Origin of the sequence: Streptomyces sp. NBC_00190 (genome assembly GCF_036203305.1) — a bacterium.
In the GTDB taxonomy this organism is placed as follows: Bacteria; Actinomycetota; Actinomycetes; order Streptomycetales; family Streptomycetaceae; genus Streptomyces.
On record NZ_CP108131.1, the window covers coordinates 1652358 to 1667100 of the forward strand.

Consider the following 14743-nt stretch of genomic DNA (forward strand, 5'->3'; position numbering starts at 1 on the left):
CGGCGAAGCCACCGGTCGTGTCGGTCCTGTGGAGCGCCTGTCCTACGCTGGTCGGGTGGAGCCACACCAGTCACTTGAGTCACTCGCGCGGGAACTTGAGGCACTGCCCCCGTCCCTCGGCCCGGTGCGGCTGATCGGGATCGACGGGCACGCCGGTTCCGGCAAGAGCACCTTCGCGGACCGGCTCGCCGGGGCGCTCGGCGACGCACCCGTGCTGCACCTGGACGACGTGGCCACCCATGAGGAGCTGTTCGGCTGGCAGCGGCGGCTGCGCGCGCAGGTGCTGGAGCCGCTGGCCGCCGGGCGGCCCGCGCACTGGGCCCCGTACGACTGGGTGGAGCGCCGCTTCGGCCCGGGGCGGGTGCTGGAGCCGGCGCCGGTGCTGCTCGTCGAGGGGGTCGGGGCCGGCCGACGGGCGCTGCGCCCGCATCTGGCGCGGCTGCTGTGGATGGAGACGCCGCGCGAGCAGTCCTGGGGGCGCGGGCGAAACCGGGACGGGCGTGAACTTTCCGACTTCTGGGACGGATGGGAGCGCGCGGAGCTCGCGCACTTCTCGGATGACCCTTCGCGCCCCTTCGCCGACACCCTGGTACGCCAGAGCAGTACGGGATACGAGTGGTCTTCAGAGACCGGTGTGACCCCGCGAATCACCTCTTCCGTCACCGAAGGTGACGGACTCCCCCGGGCCTGAGCGGCCCCGGAATTCCGCTCCGCCGGGCCTCCACCGACCCGCTTGACCTGGGGCCCGAAACGGTCGTACGTTCTCAATGCGCGGCCTTTCGCGGCCGCCGCGGACACGAAGCCCCCGGTTGTTCCCCCGTGATCGGGGGCTTCGTTCTGCCCCCGGACTCCGCCCGCACGGACTCCCCCTTCACCCTGAGTGACCGGGTGAGCCCGGGGCGCACACGGGAACCGGGCCCGTCGCGCCCTACGTAAGGCGCGAAACCGCAGGTACGATGCAGCCCTGATTTCATCGGCGCAGTGGGCAACTCGCGCGCTCGAAGCGGGGGTTGCCGCGCACCACGGGGGCTGGCTTGTGGGGGACGTGATGGATTTCGGCACGCCGGGCAGCACACACGCCCCGGCCGAACTCGCCTGGCTGCGCGGAGTCGACGCCTGCACCATGGGCGCCTATCCGCAGGCCGAGGAGGAGTTCCGGGCGGCCGTACGGCTCGACCCCGCGATGGCCGACGCCTGGCTGGGCCTGCACGCGCTGCGGGTCGACACCACCAACGCGTTATTGCGCATGTACGCGCACCGGGACCGCTTCGGCGAACAGCGGGCCCGGCACCGCCGGACGCTGAATTCCTGGTACTGGCTGGGCTGGTGGGTGCAGCCGGTGCTGGAGAGCCGGCGGGACCTGCTGCTGGCCCACGCCTCGCACTGGCTGGACGGCCGCCACGTGCCCGAGCTGGACCAGGCACTGGCCGCGCTGCCTCCGGTGGACGCCGATCCGCAGGTGCGCTTCCTGCACGCCTGCCGGGCCTACCTGGTCAAGGACTGGGAGCAGCTGGTGCGGCACACCGAGCCGCTGGTGGACGATCCGCTGCTGGGCATCGAGGCGGGGCTGTTCGGCGGGATGGCGCGGGTCCGGCTGGAGATGTACGGGCAGGCGGAGCCGATGCTGTCGGCGGCGCTGATGCGGTGCCGGAGCGAGCAGCCGCAGCGCAAGGAGCTGCGGTACTGGCTGGCGCGGGCGCACGAGGGCACCGGGCGCAGTGCGGCGGCGCTGCCGCTGTACCGGGCGGTGCACCGGGTGGACCCGGCGTTCATGGACACGGCGGCCCGGCTGACGGCCATCGAGGACGGCGACGACACCGACGGCATGGCCGGGATGGCCGAGGGCGCGGCCGGATACGCCGGGTTCGGGAGCTACGGCGGCCACGGCCCGTCCCCGGCGGGCGGGAACTTCGCGGCGGTGACGCTGGGCGGCGGGCCCGTCCAGGACATCGCGGCGGACGGCCAGGTCGAGCCGGACCCGCTGACCGGTCCGCCGCCGCCCACGGGCCGGGCAGAAGGCGTACGGCGCAAGGTGTCCGTCCCGCCGCAGGGCGCGCCCGCGGGCCTGCCGGCCGGACCCCCCGACCCGGAGGCGCTCGCCGAGGCGCTGGCGGAGCTGGAGCGGATGGTGGGGCTGGAGCCGGTCAAACGGCAGGTGAAGGCGCTCTCCGCGCAGTTGCACATGGCACGGCTCCGGGCGGGGCAGGGACTGCCGGTGCAGCCGCCGAAACGGCATTTCGTGTTCTCCGGGCCCTCGGGCACGGGCAAGACGACGGTGGCCCGGATCCTGGGCCGGGTCTTCTACGCGCTGGGCCTGCTGGGCGGCGACCACCTGGTGGAGGCCCAGCGCTCCGATCTGGTGGGCGAGTTCCTCGGCCAGACGGCGGTGAAGGCGAACGAGCTGATCGATTCGGCGATCGGCGGGGTGCTGTTCGTGGACGAGGCGTACAGCCTGTCCAACTCGGGCTACAGCAAGGGCGACGCGTACGGGGACGAGGCCCTCCAGGTGCTGCTGAAGCGGGCCGAGGACAACCGGGACCACCTGGTGGTGATCCTGGCGGGCTATCCGGCCGGGATGGACCGGCTGCTGGCGGCGAATCCGGGGCTGTCCTCGCGGTTCACCTCCCGGGTGGACTTCCCCAGCTACCGGCCGCCGGAACTGAGCGCGATCGGCGGGGTGCTGGCGGAGGCGAACGGGGACGCCTGGGACGAGGAGGCGCTGGAGGAGCTGAGCAGCATCAGCGCGCACGTGGTGGAGCAGGGCTGGATCGACGAGCTCGGCAACGGCCGCTTCCTGCGCACCTTGTACGAGAAGAGCTGCGCCTACCGGGATCTGCGGCTGGCGGGCTTCGCGGGCGAGCCCTCCCGCGACGACCTGGCGACGCTGCGGCTGCCGGACCTGATGCAGGCGTACGGGGAGGTCCTGTCGGGCCGCGGCCCCCAGGAACGCCCGGAGCCGCCGCTGTGAGCGCGGCGGCCGCCGGACCCGCCGTACGGCGGGTCCGGCGACGGCGTCAGCCCGTCAGGGCGCCCTCCGAGCGGAGCTCGGGCCGGCGGGCCTGCGGGGGCGTGCGGTGGGCCGGGTCGCGGACCTCGCCGACCAGCATCTCCAGGACGTCCTCCATGGCGACGAGGCCCAGCACCCGCCCGGACGCGTCCGCGACCTGGGCGAGGTGGGTGGCGTCCCGCCGCATGACGCTGAGCGCGTCGTCGAGCGGGAGGGTGGCGGACAGGGTGGTCATCCGGCGCCAGACCCGCTGGGGCACGGCCCGCTCCCGGTCCTCCAGGTCCAGTACGTCCTTGACGTGCAGGTAGCCCATGAAGGCACCGCTGGCGGAGCAGACGGGGAACCGGGAGTACCCGGTGCGCACCGTCAGCCGCTCGATCTGGCGCGGGGTGACCGAGGGATCGACCGTGACGATGCGGTCCCGGGCGAGGAGCACGTCGGTGACCGGGCGGCTGCCCAGTTCCAGCGCGTCCTCCAGGCGCTCCTGCTCGACCGGCTCCAGGAGCCCGGCCTGCCGGGAGTCCTTGAGCAGCCTGCCGAGCTGGGCGCTGGTGTAGACGGCCTCGACCTCGTCCTTGGGCTCGACCTTGAAGAGCCGCAGGACGAGCTTGGCGCAGGCGCCGAGCGCGGTGGTGACCGGCCCGCACAGGCGGGCGAAGGCCACCAGGCCGGGGCTGAACCACAGGGCGGTCTTCTCGGGGGCGGCCATGGCGAGGTTCTTGGGGACCATCTCGCCGATGACCAGGTGCAGGAAGACCACGGCGGCGAGCGCGAACGCGTAGCCGAGGGGGTGGACCAGGCCCTGCGGTACGTGGACGGCGTGGAAGACGGGCTCCAGCAGCCGGGCCACGGTGGGTTCGGCGACCGCGCCGAGGGTGAGCGAGCACATGGTGATGCCGAACTGCGCGGCGGCCATCATGCGGGGCAGGTTCTCCAGGCCGTGGAGCACCTGCCGGGCCCGCTTGGATTCGGCCGCCAGGGGCTCGATCTGGCTGCGCCGTACGGAGACGAGTGCGAACTCGGCGCCGACGAAGAAGCCGTTGGCGAGGACCAGCAGCAGGGCGAAGAGGAGCTGGAGCGCGTTCATCGGGTGGCGCCTTCCAGCTCTGCCGGATGCGGGGCCGGTTCGTCGGCGCGGCTCGCGCCGAGCCGCGCCGGGGCGGCGGGGCCGGATCCGGAGGCGGACGCGTGCGGACCGGCGGCGGGGGCCGGTGTCAGCCGGACCAGCCGGACCCGTTCCGCGCGGTTGCGGCCGACCTGACGGACGGACAGCCGCCAGCCGGGCAGCTCCGCCCGGTCCCCGGGGGCGGGGATCCGGCCGAGGAGGTCGGCGACGAGGCCGGCGACGGTCTCGTACGGGCCGTCGGGCACCTCCAGGCCTATCCGGCGCAGGGTCTGCACCCGGCAGCTGCCGTCGGCCTCCCAGGAGGGGCGGCCGTCCTCGGCGGGTACGGCGGCGAGTTCGGGGCCCTCGTCCTCGGCGAGGTCGTGCTCGTCGCGGACCTCTCCGACGAGTTCCTCCACGATGTCCTCCAGGGTGACCACACCGGCGGTGCCGCCGTACTCGTCGACGACCACGGCCATCGGCTGTTCGCTGCGCAACCGTTCCAGCAGCGGCTGCACCGGCAGGGAGCCAGGAACCAGCAGCGGGGCGACGCAGATCCGCGCCACGGTGGTGCGGCCGCGCTCGGACTCGGGGACGGCGAGGGCGTCCTTGAGGTGGACCACGCCGGTGACCTCGTCGATGCGGTCCCGGTAGACCGGGAAGCGGGACAGGCCGGTGGCGCGGGTCAGGTTGAGCACGTCGGCCGCGGTGGCCGTGTTCATCAGGGCGCTGACCTTCACCCGGGGGGTCATGACGTGCTGGGCCGTGAGCTCGCCCAGCGAGAGGGTCCGTACGAAGAGGTCGGCGGTGTCCTGTTCGAGGGCGCCGGCCTGGGCCGAATGGCGGACCAGGGAGACCAGTTCGCCGGGCGTGCGGGCGGAGGCCATCTCGTCGGTCGGCTCCACGCCGAGCGCCCGTACGAGGCGGTTGGCGACGGCGTTGAGGCCGGCGATGACCGGCCGGAAGGCGCGGGAGAAGGCGTTCTGGGGGCCGGCGACGAAGCGGGCCACCTGGAGCGGCCGTGAGACCGCCCAGTTCTTCGGGACGAGCTCGCCGACGACCATCTGGACGGCGGAGGCGAGCAGCATGCCGATGACCACGGAGACGCCGGACGCGGCCCCTTCGGGGAGGCCGGTCGCGGCGAGCGGCCCGGCCAGCAGTGCGGCGAGGGCGGGCTCGGCGAGCATGCCGACCACGAGGGAGGTGATGGTGATGCCGAGCTGGGTGCCGGAGAGCTGGAAGGACAGCTCTCGCAGGGCCTCGACCACCGTGCGGGCACGGCGGTCACCGTCGGCTGCGGCGCGCTCGGCCTCGGGCTTCTCCACCGTGACGAGCCCGAATTCGGCTGCCACGAAGAAGCCGTTGGCGAGGATCAGGACGAAAGCCGCGCCGAGCAGGAGTAGCGGGATGGTCATGCCGCCGCCTCCGCGGGGAGGGCGGCGCGGGTATTACCGGACGATCCGTCCATTGCTGGAGGGAGTCACTCCTCAAGTCGCAGGTGACCCGCAGGACCCAGGGGGCCCCGGGGCATGTGGGAGGGCGCATGGCTGCGCCCCGTCACCAGGGTAGTCATTGAGATCGTGGCCGCAACGGTACGCAGCCACGAGACTCGGCGGACTCAGTGGTCGTTCGATCCGGTTCCCCGGGTTTCGGCGAGGGCGCGCAGGGCGCGGGCGTCGCCGATCGCCTGGGCCTTGGCGACCCCCGGCTGGATGCCGAGGGCGGGCAGGCTGGTGCCGTCGCTGAGGTCGAGGAACACCCACGGGTCGCCGGGGCGGAGGTTGACGCGCAGGATCTGCGCCCATTCCAGCCGGCGGGTGGTGGTCAGGTTGACGACGGTGACCCCGGCCTCGTCCGCGACCACCTTGGGGCGGCTGAGCAGGACGGGGACGGAGCTCAGCAGGACGGCGGTGAAGACGAAGCTGATCCGCTCCCCCGCGCTGAGGTTCTCCAGCAGGAAGGCGACCGCCGTGATGGTGAGGAACATGGCGAACCCGGCGCTCAGCAGGACGGCCCGGGTGCGGGTCGGCCGGAAGGTGACCGGCAGGGCGGGCGGTGCGGGCTGGGCGGCGGGCTCGGTCATGCGTGTCGGTGCCTTCTGGGGGTCGCGTGGGGGTCGGTCAGAGCCGGCAGGCGTGGATCGACGTGGTGAGGATCGCGCGCGCGCCGAGCTCGTACAGGTCGTCCATGATCCGCTGGGCCTCCTTGGCCGGGACCATGGCACGGACCGCGACCCAGCCCTCGTTGTGCAGCGGGGAGACGGTCGGCGACTCCAGGCCCGGGGTGAGGGCGACTGCGCGCTCCAGGTGCTCGGCGCGGCAGTCGTAGTCCATCATCACGTAGCTGCGGGCCACCAGGACGCCCTGGAGGCGGCGCAGGAACTGCTGGGCCTGCGGGTCGTCGGCGTCGGTGCCGTTGCCGCGGATGACGACGGCCTCGGAGGTGAGGATCGGCTCGCCGATGACCTCCAGGCCCGCGTTGCGCAGGCTGGTGCCGGTCTCGACGACGTCCGCGATGATCTGGGCGACGCCGAGCTGGATGGCGGTCTCGACCGCGCCGTCGAGGTGGACGACGGAGGCGTCGATGCCCTTCTCGGCGAGGTGCTTGGCGACGATTCCCTCGTACGAGGTCGCGATGGTCATCCCGTGGAAGTCCTCGGGGCCCTTCGCGGTGCCGGGGAGGGTGGCGTAGCGGAAGGTGGACCGGCCGAAGTTCAGCGGCAGGATCTCCTCGGCGCTGGCGCCGGAGTCGAGCAGCAGGTCGCGGCCGGTGATGCCGATGTCGAGCTTGCCCGAGGAGACGTAGATCGCGATGTCCTTGGGGCGGAGGTAGAAGAACTCGACCCCGTTCTCGGGGTCGACGACCACGAGCTCCTTGGACTCCTTGCGCATCCGGTAGCCGGCCTCATGGAGCATCGCCGACGCCGGTCCGGAGAGTGAACCCTTGTTGGGGACGGCGATGCGCAGCATGGGGCTTCCTTTGATGCGTGGATGTGCGTGGATACGGGCGGGTTCGCGTACCGGGGATCAGAGGTGGGAGTAGACGTCGTCGAGGGAGATCCCGCGCGCCACCATCATCACCTGGACGTGGTAGAGCAGCTGGGAGATCTCCTCGGCGGCGGCTTCCTTGCCCTCGTACTCGGCGGCCATCCAGACTTCGGCGGCCTCCTCGACGACCTTCTTGCCGATGGCATGGACACCCTTGCCGACCAGCTCGGCGGTACGGGAGGTGCTCGGGTCGCCGTTGGCCTTGGCCTGGAGCTCGGTGAAGAGCTCTTCGAAGGTCTTGAGGGATTCGTTCGCCATGATGGTCCTCAGAATACGGGGTTCCCCTACGCCACTCAGCGCCAGGGTTCGCTGACGGTCCGCAGGGTCATGGCGGTGGAGACGGCGGCGGTGACCGCTTCGTGCCCCTTGTCCTCATTCGACCCTTCGAGCCCGGCGCGGTCCAGCGCCTGCTCGTCGTCGTCGCAGGTCAGTACACCGAAGCCGACGGGGACTCCGGTGTCGATCGACACCTGTACCAGGCCTTGGGTGACGCCCTGGCAGACGTAGTCGAAGTGCGGGGTGCCGCCGCGGATGACCACACCGAGGGCGACGATGGCATCGTAACCGCGACCGGCGAGTACCTTCGCCACGACGGGGAGCTCGAAGCTGCCGGGGACGCGCAGCAGCGTGGGCTCGTCGATGCCCAGCTCGTGCAGGGCCCGCAGGGCGCCGTCGACCAGTCCGTCCATGACCTTCTCGTGCCACTGGGCCGCGATCACGGCGACTCGGAGGTCTCCGCAGTTCTTCACGCTCAGTTCGGGTGCGCCCTTGCCGCTCACAGCTCTGCTCCTCGGTGGTTCGTGTGCCGGTGTTCCCGTGTGCCGGGATTCGGGTGTGTGGTTACTGGTTGCCGCAGGCGGAGGTGGTCACGGCCCCCTCCAGCCAGGGGAGGTCGTGGCCCATCCGGTCCCGCTTGGTGCGCAGGTACCGCAGATTGTGCTCGCCCGCCTCCACCGGCATCGACTCCCGGCCGGTGACCGTGATGCCGTGCCGTACGAGGGCGGCGGACTTGTCGGGGTTGTTGGTCAGCAGCCGGACGCTGCGCACGCCGAGGTCGGCGAGGATCTGGGCGCCGGCTCCGTAGTCGCGGGCGTCGGCGGGCAGGCCGAGCTCCAGGTTGGCGTCGAGGGTGTCGCGGCCGCGCTCCTGGAGCTCGTACGCGCGCAGCTTGGACAGCAGTCCGATGCCGCGGCCCTCGTGGCCGCGCAGGTAGACGACGACTCCGCGGCCCTCGGCCTTGATCCGCTCCATGGAGGCGTGCAGCTGGGGGCCGCAGTCGCAGCGCTGGGAGGCGAAGATGTCGCCCGTCAGGCACTCGGAGTGCATCCGGACCAGGACGTCCTCGGCCCCGTCGCCCGTGCCGATCTCGCCGTGGACGAGGGCGACGTGCTCGACCCCGTCGACGGTGGAGCGGTAGCCGTACGCGGTGAAGTCGCCGAAGGCGGTCGGCAGGCTGACCTCGGCCTCGCGGCGCACGGTCGGCTCGGCGGAGCGGCGGTAGGCGATCAGGTCCTCGATGGAGATGATCGTCAGACCGTGCTTGCGGGCGAAGGGGATCAGCTCCGGCAGGCGCAGCATGACGCCGTCCTCGCCGGCGATCTCGACGATGGCGCCGACCGGGCGAAGGCCCGCGAGGCGGGCGAGGTCGACGGCGGCCTCGGTGTGGCCGTTGCGGACCAGCACGCCGCCGGGCTTGGCGCGCAGCGGGAAGACGTGGCCGGGGCGGACGAAGTCGGCGGGCTGGGAGACGCCGCCCGCGAGCAGCCGCAGGGTGGTGGCGCGGTCGGCGGCCGAGATGCCGGTGGTGACGCCGTGGGCGGCGGTGGCGTCGACGGAGACGGTGAAGGCCGTCTGCATGGACTCGGTGTTGTTCTGGACCATCTGGGGGAGTTCGAGCCGGTCCAGCTCGGGGCCCTCCATGGGGGCGCAGATCAGGCCGCGGCACTCGCTCATCATGAAGGCGATGATCTCGGGGGTGGCCTTCTCGGCGGCGATGACGAGGTCTCCCTCGTTCTCGCGGTCCTCGTCGTCGACGACGACGATCGGGCGGCCCGCCGCGATGTCGCGGATGGCCTGCTCGACGGGGTCGAGGCGGAAGGTCTCTTCGGGGATGTCGGGCACGGGCTTGAGGGTGGTCATGCCGTTGCTCCTTCCATGGCCGGGGCGGTGGTGGTGCGCGAGCGCTGGTACCAGTCGTAGGCGCCCCACAGCACGAGGGCGAAGTACACGACGTAGACGAGGCCGGAGAAGGCCAGGCCGTTGTTGAAGGCGAGGGGGACGCCGACCAGGTCGACGAGGAGCCAGGCGAACCAGAACTCGACGAGGCCGCGGGCCTGGGCGACCATCGCGACGATGGTGCCGACGAAGATGTACGCGTCCGCCCACGGGCTCCAGGACAGGTGCGGGAAGAGCGTGAAGAGGCCGCCGACGGCGAGGGTGCCCAGCGCCGCTCCGGCGAGGAGCAGGCCGCGCTCCTTCCAGGTGGCGGTGCGCACGGCGATGGAGCCGTCCTGCGCCTGCTGCTTGCCGCGCTGCCAGGCGCGCCATCCCCACACCGCCACGCCGATGACGAGCAGTTGCTTGCCGACGCCGCCGGAGAGGTGGGCGGAGGCGTAGGCGGCGATGAGGATCAGGCCGGACAGGAGCTGGGCGGGCCAGGTCCATAGGGAGCGGCGCCAGCCGAGGGCGAGGGCGGCCAGGCCCATCAGGTTGCCGATCATGTCGGACCAGATGACCTTCTGGCCGAAGACGGTGAACGCCTCCGTGTTGAGCCAGGTCAGGGCGCTCACCGGTCGTCCCCCGTCGCGTGCAGCGGGTTCACGCCGGCGGCCAGCAGGCGTTCGACGTACTTGGCGAGGACGTCGACTTCCAGGTTGACCGGGTCGCCGCTCTGCTTGATGCCGAGCGTGGTCAGCGCGAGGGTCGTGGGGATGAGGCTGATGGTGAACCAGTCGGCTGCGGCCTCGACCACGGTGAGGCTGACGCCGTCGACCGTGATGGAGCCCTTCTCGACGACGTACCGCGAAAGGTTCTCCGGAAGGGCGATCTTGACGATCTCCCAGTGCTCCGAGGGTGTCCGGGAGAGGATGGTGCCGGTGCCGTCCACGTGCCCCTGGACCAGGTGGCCGCCGAGCCGCCCGCCGAGCGCCATCGGGCGCTCCAGGTTGACGCGGGAGCCCTCGGTCAGGGCGCCGAGGCTGGAGCGGTTCAGGGTCTCCTGCATCACGTCGGCGGTGAACTCGCCGTCGGCGGTCTCCACGACGGTCAGGCAGACGCCGTTGACGGCGATGGAGTCGCCGTGCTTGGCGTCCTCGGTGACGAGGGGGCCGCGCAGGCGGAAGCGGGAGGCCTCCGCGAGCTGCTCGACGGCGGCGACCTCGCCCAGTTCTTCGACGATTCCGGTGAACACTTCAGTGCTCCTTGGTGGCGGGGGCGGTGACGGGGACTGCGGTGATGCGGAGATCGGGGCCGATGCGGACGGCCTCGGTGATGTCGAGGCGCAACGCACCGGAGATGTTCTTGATTCCGGCGTCGGCGAGGGCCGCGGGGCCCGCGCCGAGCAGGGCCGGGGCGAGGTAGCCGATGACGCGGTCGACGGCTCCGCCTTCGAGGAAGGCTCCGGCCAGGACGGGCCCGCCTTCCAGCAGGACGGAACGCACGCCGCGCAGGTTCAGGTGGGCGAGGAGGTCGTGCACGCCGATGCGGCCGTCGTGCAGGGGCAGCCGGAGCAGCTCGACGCCGGGCAGGTGCCGGGTGTCGGCGTCCTCGCCGACGACGAGCAGGGTGGGCGCGGCGCCGTCGAGGATGCGGGCGGTCGGCAGGACCGTGGCGCGGGTGTCGAGGGCGATCCGCAGCGGTTGCGTGGCGCCGTCGACGCCGCGTACGGCGAGGTGCGGGTCGTCGGCGCGCAGGGTGCCGCCGCCCACCAGGACGGCGTCGCTCTCGGCGCGCAGCCGGTGGACGTCGCCGCGGGACTCGGCGGAGGTGATCCAGCGGCTGCTGCCGTCCGCGGCGGCGCTGCGGCCGTCGAGGGTGGCGGCGTACTTCCAGGTGACGTGCGGCCGCCCCAGGCGTACGGAGGTCAGCCAGGCCGCGTTGCCCGCCTCGGCCTCCTCCCGCAGCAGCCCGGCCGTGGTGTCGACCCCGGCGGCGCGCAGGGTGGCGGCGCCGCCGCTGGCCTGCGGGTTCGGGTCGGGGACGGCGTAGACCACACGGGTGATCCCGGCCTCGACGAGGGCGCGGGCGCAGGGGCCGGTACGGCCGGTGTGGTTGCAGGGCTCCAGGGTGACGTACGCGGTGCCGCCCCGGGCGGCCCCGCCCGCCGCGCGCAGCGCGTGGACCTCGGCGTGCGGGCCGCCGGCCCGCTCGTGCCAGCCTTCGCCGACGACGGTGCCCGCGGCGTCGGTGACGACGCAGCCGACGACCGGGTTGGGGCTGGTGGAGCCGAGTCCGCGGGCGGCGAGTTCGACGGCTCGGCGCATGGCACGGGTGTCCGCGTCGGGTGCCGCGTGCGCTGCGTGTGTCGCCACCGGGTCCTCCTGCCTCATCGGGCACGGACTCCGGGGCCTGTCGGGATACGACAGATGAAGCGGTACAGCGCACACGGGGACGCCGAGGCCGGAAAACGGTTCGATCAGGCATATCCGCAGGGATATGCCGACGAACCGCCGACGGCGGCGTACCGGTCACTGGCCCGCCGCGCACTGCCTCCCATCCGGACTTTAACCGTCGGTCCAGGAATCTCACCTGGTCAACCGGCCGCTGGCTGCGGACGGGTCGCGGACTATAACCGCCGGTTCGGAATTACACCGACCCCGGAGTGCGCTGCTTACTGGTACTGAAGCCAGTCTGCCACGGGTGATCGGCGGCCATGCGGGTGAAGCGCTGTGGCCTGGGTCACAAGAAAGCCATTCTTGAGCGAACGTATTGCGCCACCGACACCCCACCCGTATGCCGCCCTCGCTTCCGGACGCGCTTTGGTCCAGACCTATTGACGGGTTGGTCTAGTCCTCTTAACGTTCCCCTCATCTTCCCCGGGAACAGCCCGTCAGATGTGCGCACGTCACGGGCCAACCAGAGCTGTCCTTCTGCCTGTTGCTGCCCTGTCGTGTCCTGCCATCCTCCCCTCCCCAGGAGGCACCATGCTGTCCCCCACACGTACGAGAGCGATGCTCCTGGCATCCGGCGCCGCAATCGCCGGACTGCTGCTACCGGCGCTCTCGACAACCTTCTCGCACGCTGCCTGGGGGTCCCCCCAGACGGAGTCCGGGGGAGAGAGCTGTCGCCCCGACGGGCTGTACAAGACGGCGGGTGTCGACGTCCCGTACTGCTCGGTGTACGACTCCGAAGGCCGCGAGAAGATGGGCGCCGACCACCAGCGACGCGTCATCGGCTACTTCACCGGCTGGCGCACCGGCAAGGACGGCACCCCCGCCTACCTCGCCAACAACATCCCGTGGTCCAAGGTCACCCACCTGAACTACGCCTTCGCCCACGTGGGCGGCGACAACAAGATCTCCGTCGGCGCGGGCGGCCCGAACAACGCCGCCACCGGGATGACCTGGCCGGGCGTCGCGGGTGCCGAGATGGATCCGTCCCTCCCGTACAAGGGCCACTTCAACCAGCTGACCAAGTTCAAGAAGCAGTACCCGAACGTCAAGACGCTGATCTCGGTCGGCGGCTGGGCCGAGACCGGCGGCTACTTCGGCGACGACGGCAACCGCGTCGCCTCCGGCGGCTTCTACTCGATGGCCACCAACGCAGACGGCTCGGTCAACCAGGCCGGCATCGACACGTTCGCGGACTCCTCGGTCGAGTTCATCCGCACGTACGGGTTCAACGGCGTCGACATCGACTACGAGTACCCGACCACCATGAAGGACGCGGGCAACCCGCTGGACTGGCAGCTCTCCAACGCCCGCCGGGCCGGCCTCGTCAAGGGCTACGACGCCCTGATGAAGAGCCTGCGCGAGAAGCTCGACCGGGCCGGCGCCACCGACGGCAAGCACTACCTGCTCACGGTCGCCGCACCCTCCTCCGGCTACCTCCTGCGGGGCATGGAGACCTTCCAGATGCAGAAGTACCTGGACTACGTCAACATCATGTCCTACGACCTGCACGGGGCCTGGAACGAGTTCGTCGGCCCGAACGCCTCGCTGTTCGACGACGGCAAGGACGCCGAGCTGGCCGCCGCGAACGTCTACGGCAGCTCCCAGTACGGCGGCATCGGCTACCTCAACACCGACTGGGCCTACCACTACTTCCGCGGCTCCATGCCGGCCGGCCGCATCAACATCGGCCTGCCGTACTACACCCGCGGCCACAAGAACGTGCAGGGCGGCACCGACGGCCTGTGGGGCAAAGCCCCCGCGACCACCTGCCCGGCGGGCGCGGGCCTGACCAAGTGCGGTGACGGCGCGGTCGGCATCGACAACCTGTGGCACGACAAGGACACCAACGGCGTCGAGGCGCCGGCCGGCTCCAACCCGATGTGGCACGCCAAGAACCTGGAGAAGGGGATCGTCGGCGACTACGTCACCTCGTACGGCTTCCCGGCGAACACGACGCTGACCGGCACCTACGCCCGCAAGTACGACGCGACGCTGGTCGCGCCGTGGCTGTGGAACGCGCAGAAGAAGGTCTTCCTGTCCACCGAGGACGAGCAGTCGGTGGCGGCCAAGGCCGACTACGTGGTGGACCGCGGCATCGGCGGCACCATGGTCTGGGAGATGGCAGGCGACTACGGCTGGAACGCCGCGAAGGGCCAGTACGAGATGGGCTCCACGCTCACCTCGCTGATGTACGACAAGTTCAAGGCGGCCGCCCCGTACGGCGCCAGGAAGTCGGACACCGCGCTGCCGGCGCAGGCCGTGGACGTCAAGACGGAGTTCACCGAGTTCAAGCTGGGCGACTCCAACTACCCGATCACCCCGAAGATCAAGATCACCAACAGCACCGGGACGACGCTGCCGGGCGGCACCGAGTTCCGGTTCGACTACTCGACGTCGGCCCCGAACAACGCCTCCGACCAGTCCGGCTTCGGCACGACGGTGATCAGCAGCGGCCACACCGGCAGCAACGTCGGCGGCCTGAAGGGCGACTTCCACCGGGTGTCGCTGAAGCTCCCGGCCTGGCAGACGCTGGCCCCGGGCGCCTCGGTCGACCTGGCGTTCAACTACTACCTGCCGGTCTCCACCCCCTCCAACTGGACGGTGAACATCTCCGGTACGACCTACGCGCTCGCCGGGGACCTGGCGCGCGGCGTCACGGTGGTGCAGCCGGGCAGCACCGCGCCGCCGACCACACCGCCGACCACTCCCCCGCCCACCACGACCCCGCCGACCACGCCGCCCCCGACCACCACGCCTCCGACGGGCGGTACCTGCACCGGCACGGCCTACGTGGCGGGTCAGATCTACAACAGCGGCAACGTCGTCTCCCACAAGGGCCACTACTGGAAGTCCCAGTGGTGGACGCAGAACGAGGAGCCCGGCACCACGGGCGAATGGGGCGTCTGGAAGGACCAGGGCGCCTGCTGACACCCGCCGGGTGACGTGCGCGACGTGAAGACGTGAAGACCCGGTG

At 71.5% G+C, this 14743-nt stretch carries 13 protein-coding genes and 1 riboswitch; of the genes, 3 read left to right on the top strand and 10 right to left on the bottom strand.

The features are described from left to right. Positions 1–55 precede the first annotated feature (55 nt). Together OG429_RS08140 and OG429_RS08145 are read left to right on the top strand one after the other, a co-directional pair. Entirely contained in the window at positions 56–691 is a 636-nt protein-coding gene (locus OG429_RS08140) for a uridine kinase family protein (protein ID WP_328924622.1), read from the top strand. A gap of 357 nt (positions 692–1048) precedes the next feature. Further along, entirely contained in the window at positions 1049–2968 is a 1920-nt protein-coding gene (locus OG429_RS08145; RefSeq protein ID WP_328924623.1) for an AAA family ATPase, read from the top strand. Between the two features lie 46 nt (positions 2969–3014). Here the strand turns inward: OG429_RS08145 and OG429_RS08150 are convergent, their stop codons facing one another. The 10 genes from OG429_RS08150 to ribD all read right to left on the bottom strand — a co-directional run bounded on the left by OG429_RS08150 (position 3015) and on the right by ribD (position 11706). Then, entirely contained in the window at positions 3015–4094 is a 1080-nt protein-coding gene (locus OG429_RS08150) for a hemolysin family protein (protein ID WP_328924624.1), read from the bottom strand. After that, complete coding sequence (locus OG429_RS08155; RefSeq protein ID WP_328924625.1) at positions 4091–5527, bottom strand: hemolysin family protein; 1437 nt, start codon at positions 5525–5527, stop codon at positions 4091–4093. Before OG429_RS08155 ends, OG429_RS08150 begins: the two co-directional genes overlap by 4 nt. 203 nt (positions 5528–5730) lie before the next feature. Then, on the bottom strand, positions 5731–6195 hold the full coding sequence (locus OG429_RS08160) for a PH domain-containing protein (protein WP_328924626.1): 465 nt from the start codon (positions 6193–6195) through the stop codon (positions 5731–5733). 37 nt (positions 6196–6232) lie between these two features. Further along, entirely contained in the window at positions 6233–7081 is an 849-nt protein-coding gene (hisG, locus tag OG429_RS08165; protein WP_328924627.1) for an ATP phosphoribosyltransferase, read from the bottom strand. Positions 7082–7138: 57 nt separating this feature from the next. Then, on the bottom strand, positions 7139–7417 hold the full coding sequence (locus tag OG429_RS08170; RefSeq protein WP_328924628.1) for a phosphoribosyl-ATP diphosphatase: 279 nt from the start codon (positions 7415–7417) through the stop codon (positions 7139–7141). 35 nt (positions 7418–7452) lie between these two features. Further along, complete coding sequence (gene ribH / locus OG429_RS08175) at positions 7453–7938, bottom strand: 6,7-dimethyl-8-ribityllumazine synthase (RefSeq protein WP_328924629.1); 486 nt, start codon at positions 7936–7938, stop codon at positions 7453–7455. Positions 7939–7999: 61 nt separating this feature from the next. After that, on the bottom strand, positions 8000–9298 hold the full coding sequence (locus OG429_RS08180; RefSeq protein ID WP_328924630.1) for a bifunctional 3,4-dihydroxy-2-butanone-4-phosphate synthase/GTP cyclohydrolase II: 1299 nt from the start codon (positions 9296–9298) through the stop codon (positions 8000–8002). Further along, positions 9295–9948: a nicotinamide mononucleotide transporter family protein gene (locus tag OG429_RS08185; protein ID WP_328924631.1), complete on the bottom strand. Its 654-nt coding sequence runs from the start codon at positions 9946–9948 to the stop codon at positions 9295–9297. The genes OG429_RS08180 and OG429_RS08185 overlap by 4 nt, the downstream gene beginning before the upstream one ends. After that, the gene (locus tag OG429_RS08190; RefSeq protein ID WP_328924632.1) at positions 9945–10568 is read right to left on the bottom strand and encodes a riboflavin synthase; all 624 of its coding nucleotides are present in this window, start codon (positions 10566–10568) and stop codon (positions 9945–9947) included. Before OG429_RS08190 ends, OG429_RS08185 begins: the two co-directional genes overlap by 4 nt. 1 nt (position 10569) lies before the next feature. Further along, positions 10570–11706 (bottom strand): bifunctional diaminohydroxyphosphoribosylaminopyrimidine deaminase/5-amino-6-(5-phosphoribosylamino)uracil reductase RibD, encoded by a 1137-nt coding sequence (gene ribD / locus OG429_RS08195; RefSeq protein ID WP_443051237.1) that lies wholly within the window; start codon positions 11704–11706, stop codon positions 10570–10572. Positions 11707–11855: 149 nt separating this feature from the next. Next, positions 11856–11986: riboswitch (FMN riboswitch) on the bottom strand. 314 nt (positions 11987–12300) lie between these two features. Between ribD and OG429_RS08200 the strand changes: the two genes are divergently transcribed. Continuing rightward, entirely contained in the window at positions 12301–14697 is a 2397-nt protein-coding gene (locus OG429_RS08200; protein ID WP_328924633.1) for a chitinase C-terminal domain-containing protein, read from the top strand. The last annotated feature ends 46 nt before the right edge of the window (positions 14698–14743 follow it).

Coding starts and splice junctions, on each gene's coding strand:
- OG429_RS08180 (WP_328924630.1), bottom strand. CDS start 9,298: ATGACCACCCTCAAGCCCGTGCCCGACATCCCCGAAGAGACCTTCCGC.
- OG429_RS08145 (WP_328924623.1), top strand. CDS start 1,049: ATGGATTTCGGCACGCCGGGCAGCACACACGCCCCGGCCGAACTCGCC.
- OG429_RS08170 (WP_328924628.1), bottom strand. CDS start 7,417: ATGGCGAACGAATCCCTCAAGACCTTCGAAGAGCTCTTCACCGAGCTC.
- OG429_RS08160 (WP_328924626.1), bottom strand. CDS start 6,195: ATGACCGAGCCCGCCGCCCAGCCCGCACCGCCCGCCCTGCCGGTCACC.
- OG429_RS08200 (WP_328924633.1), top strand. CDS start 12,301: ATGCTGTCCCCCACACGTACGAGAGCGATGCTCCTGGCATCCGGCGCC.
- OG429_RS08155 (WP_328924625.1), bottom strand. CDS start 5,527: ATGACCATCCCGCTACTCCTGCTCGGCGCGGCTTTCGTCCTGATCCTC.
- hisG (WP_328924627.1), bottom strand. CDS start 7,081: ATGCTGCGCATCGCCGTCCCCAACAAGGGTTCACTCTCCGGACCGGCG.
- ribD (WP_443051237.1), bottom strand. CDS start 11,706: ATGAGGCAGGAGGACCCGGTGGCGACACACGCAGCGCACGCGGCACCC.
- OG429_RS08150 (WP_328924624.1), bottom strand. CDS start 4,094: ATGAACGCGCTCCAGCTCCTCTTCGCCCTGCTGCTGGTCCTCGCCAAC.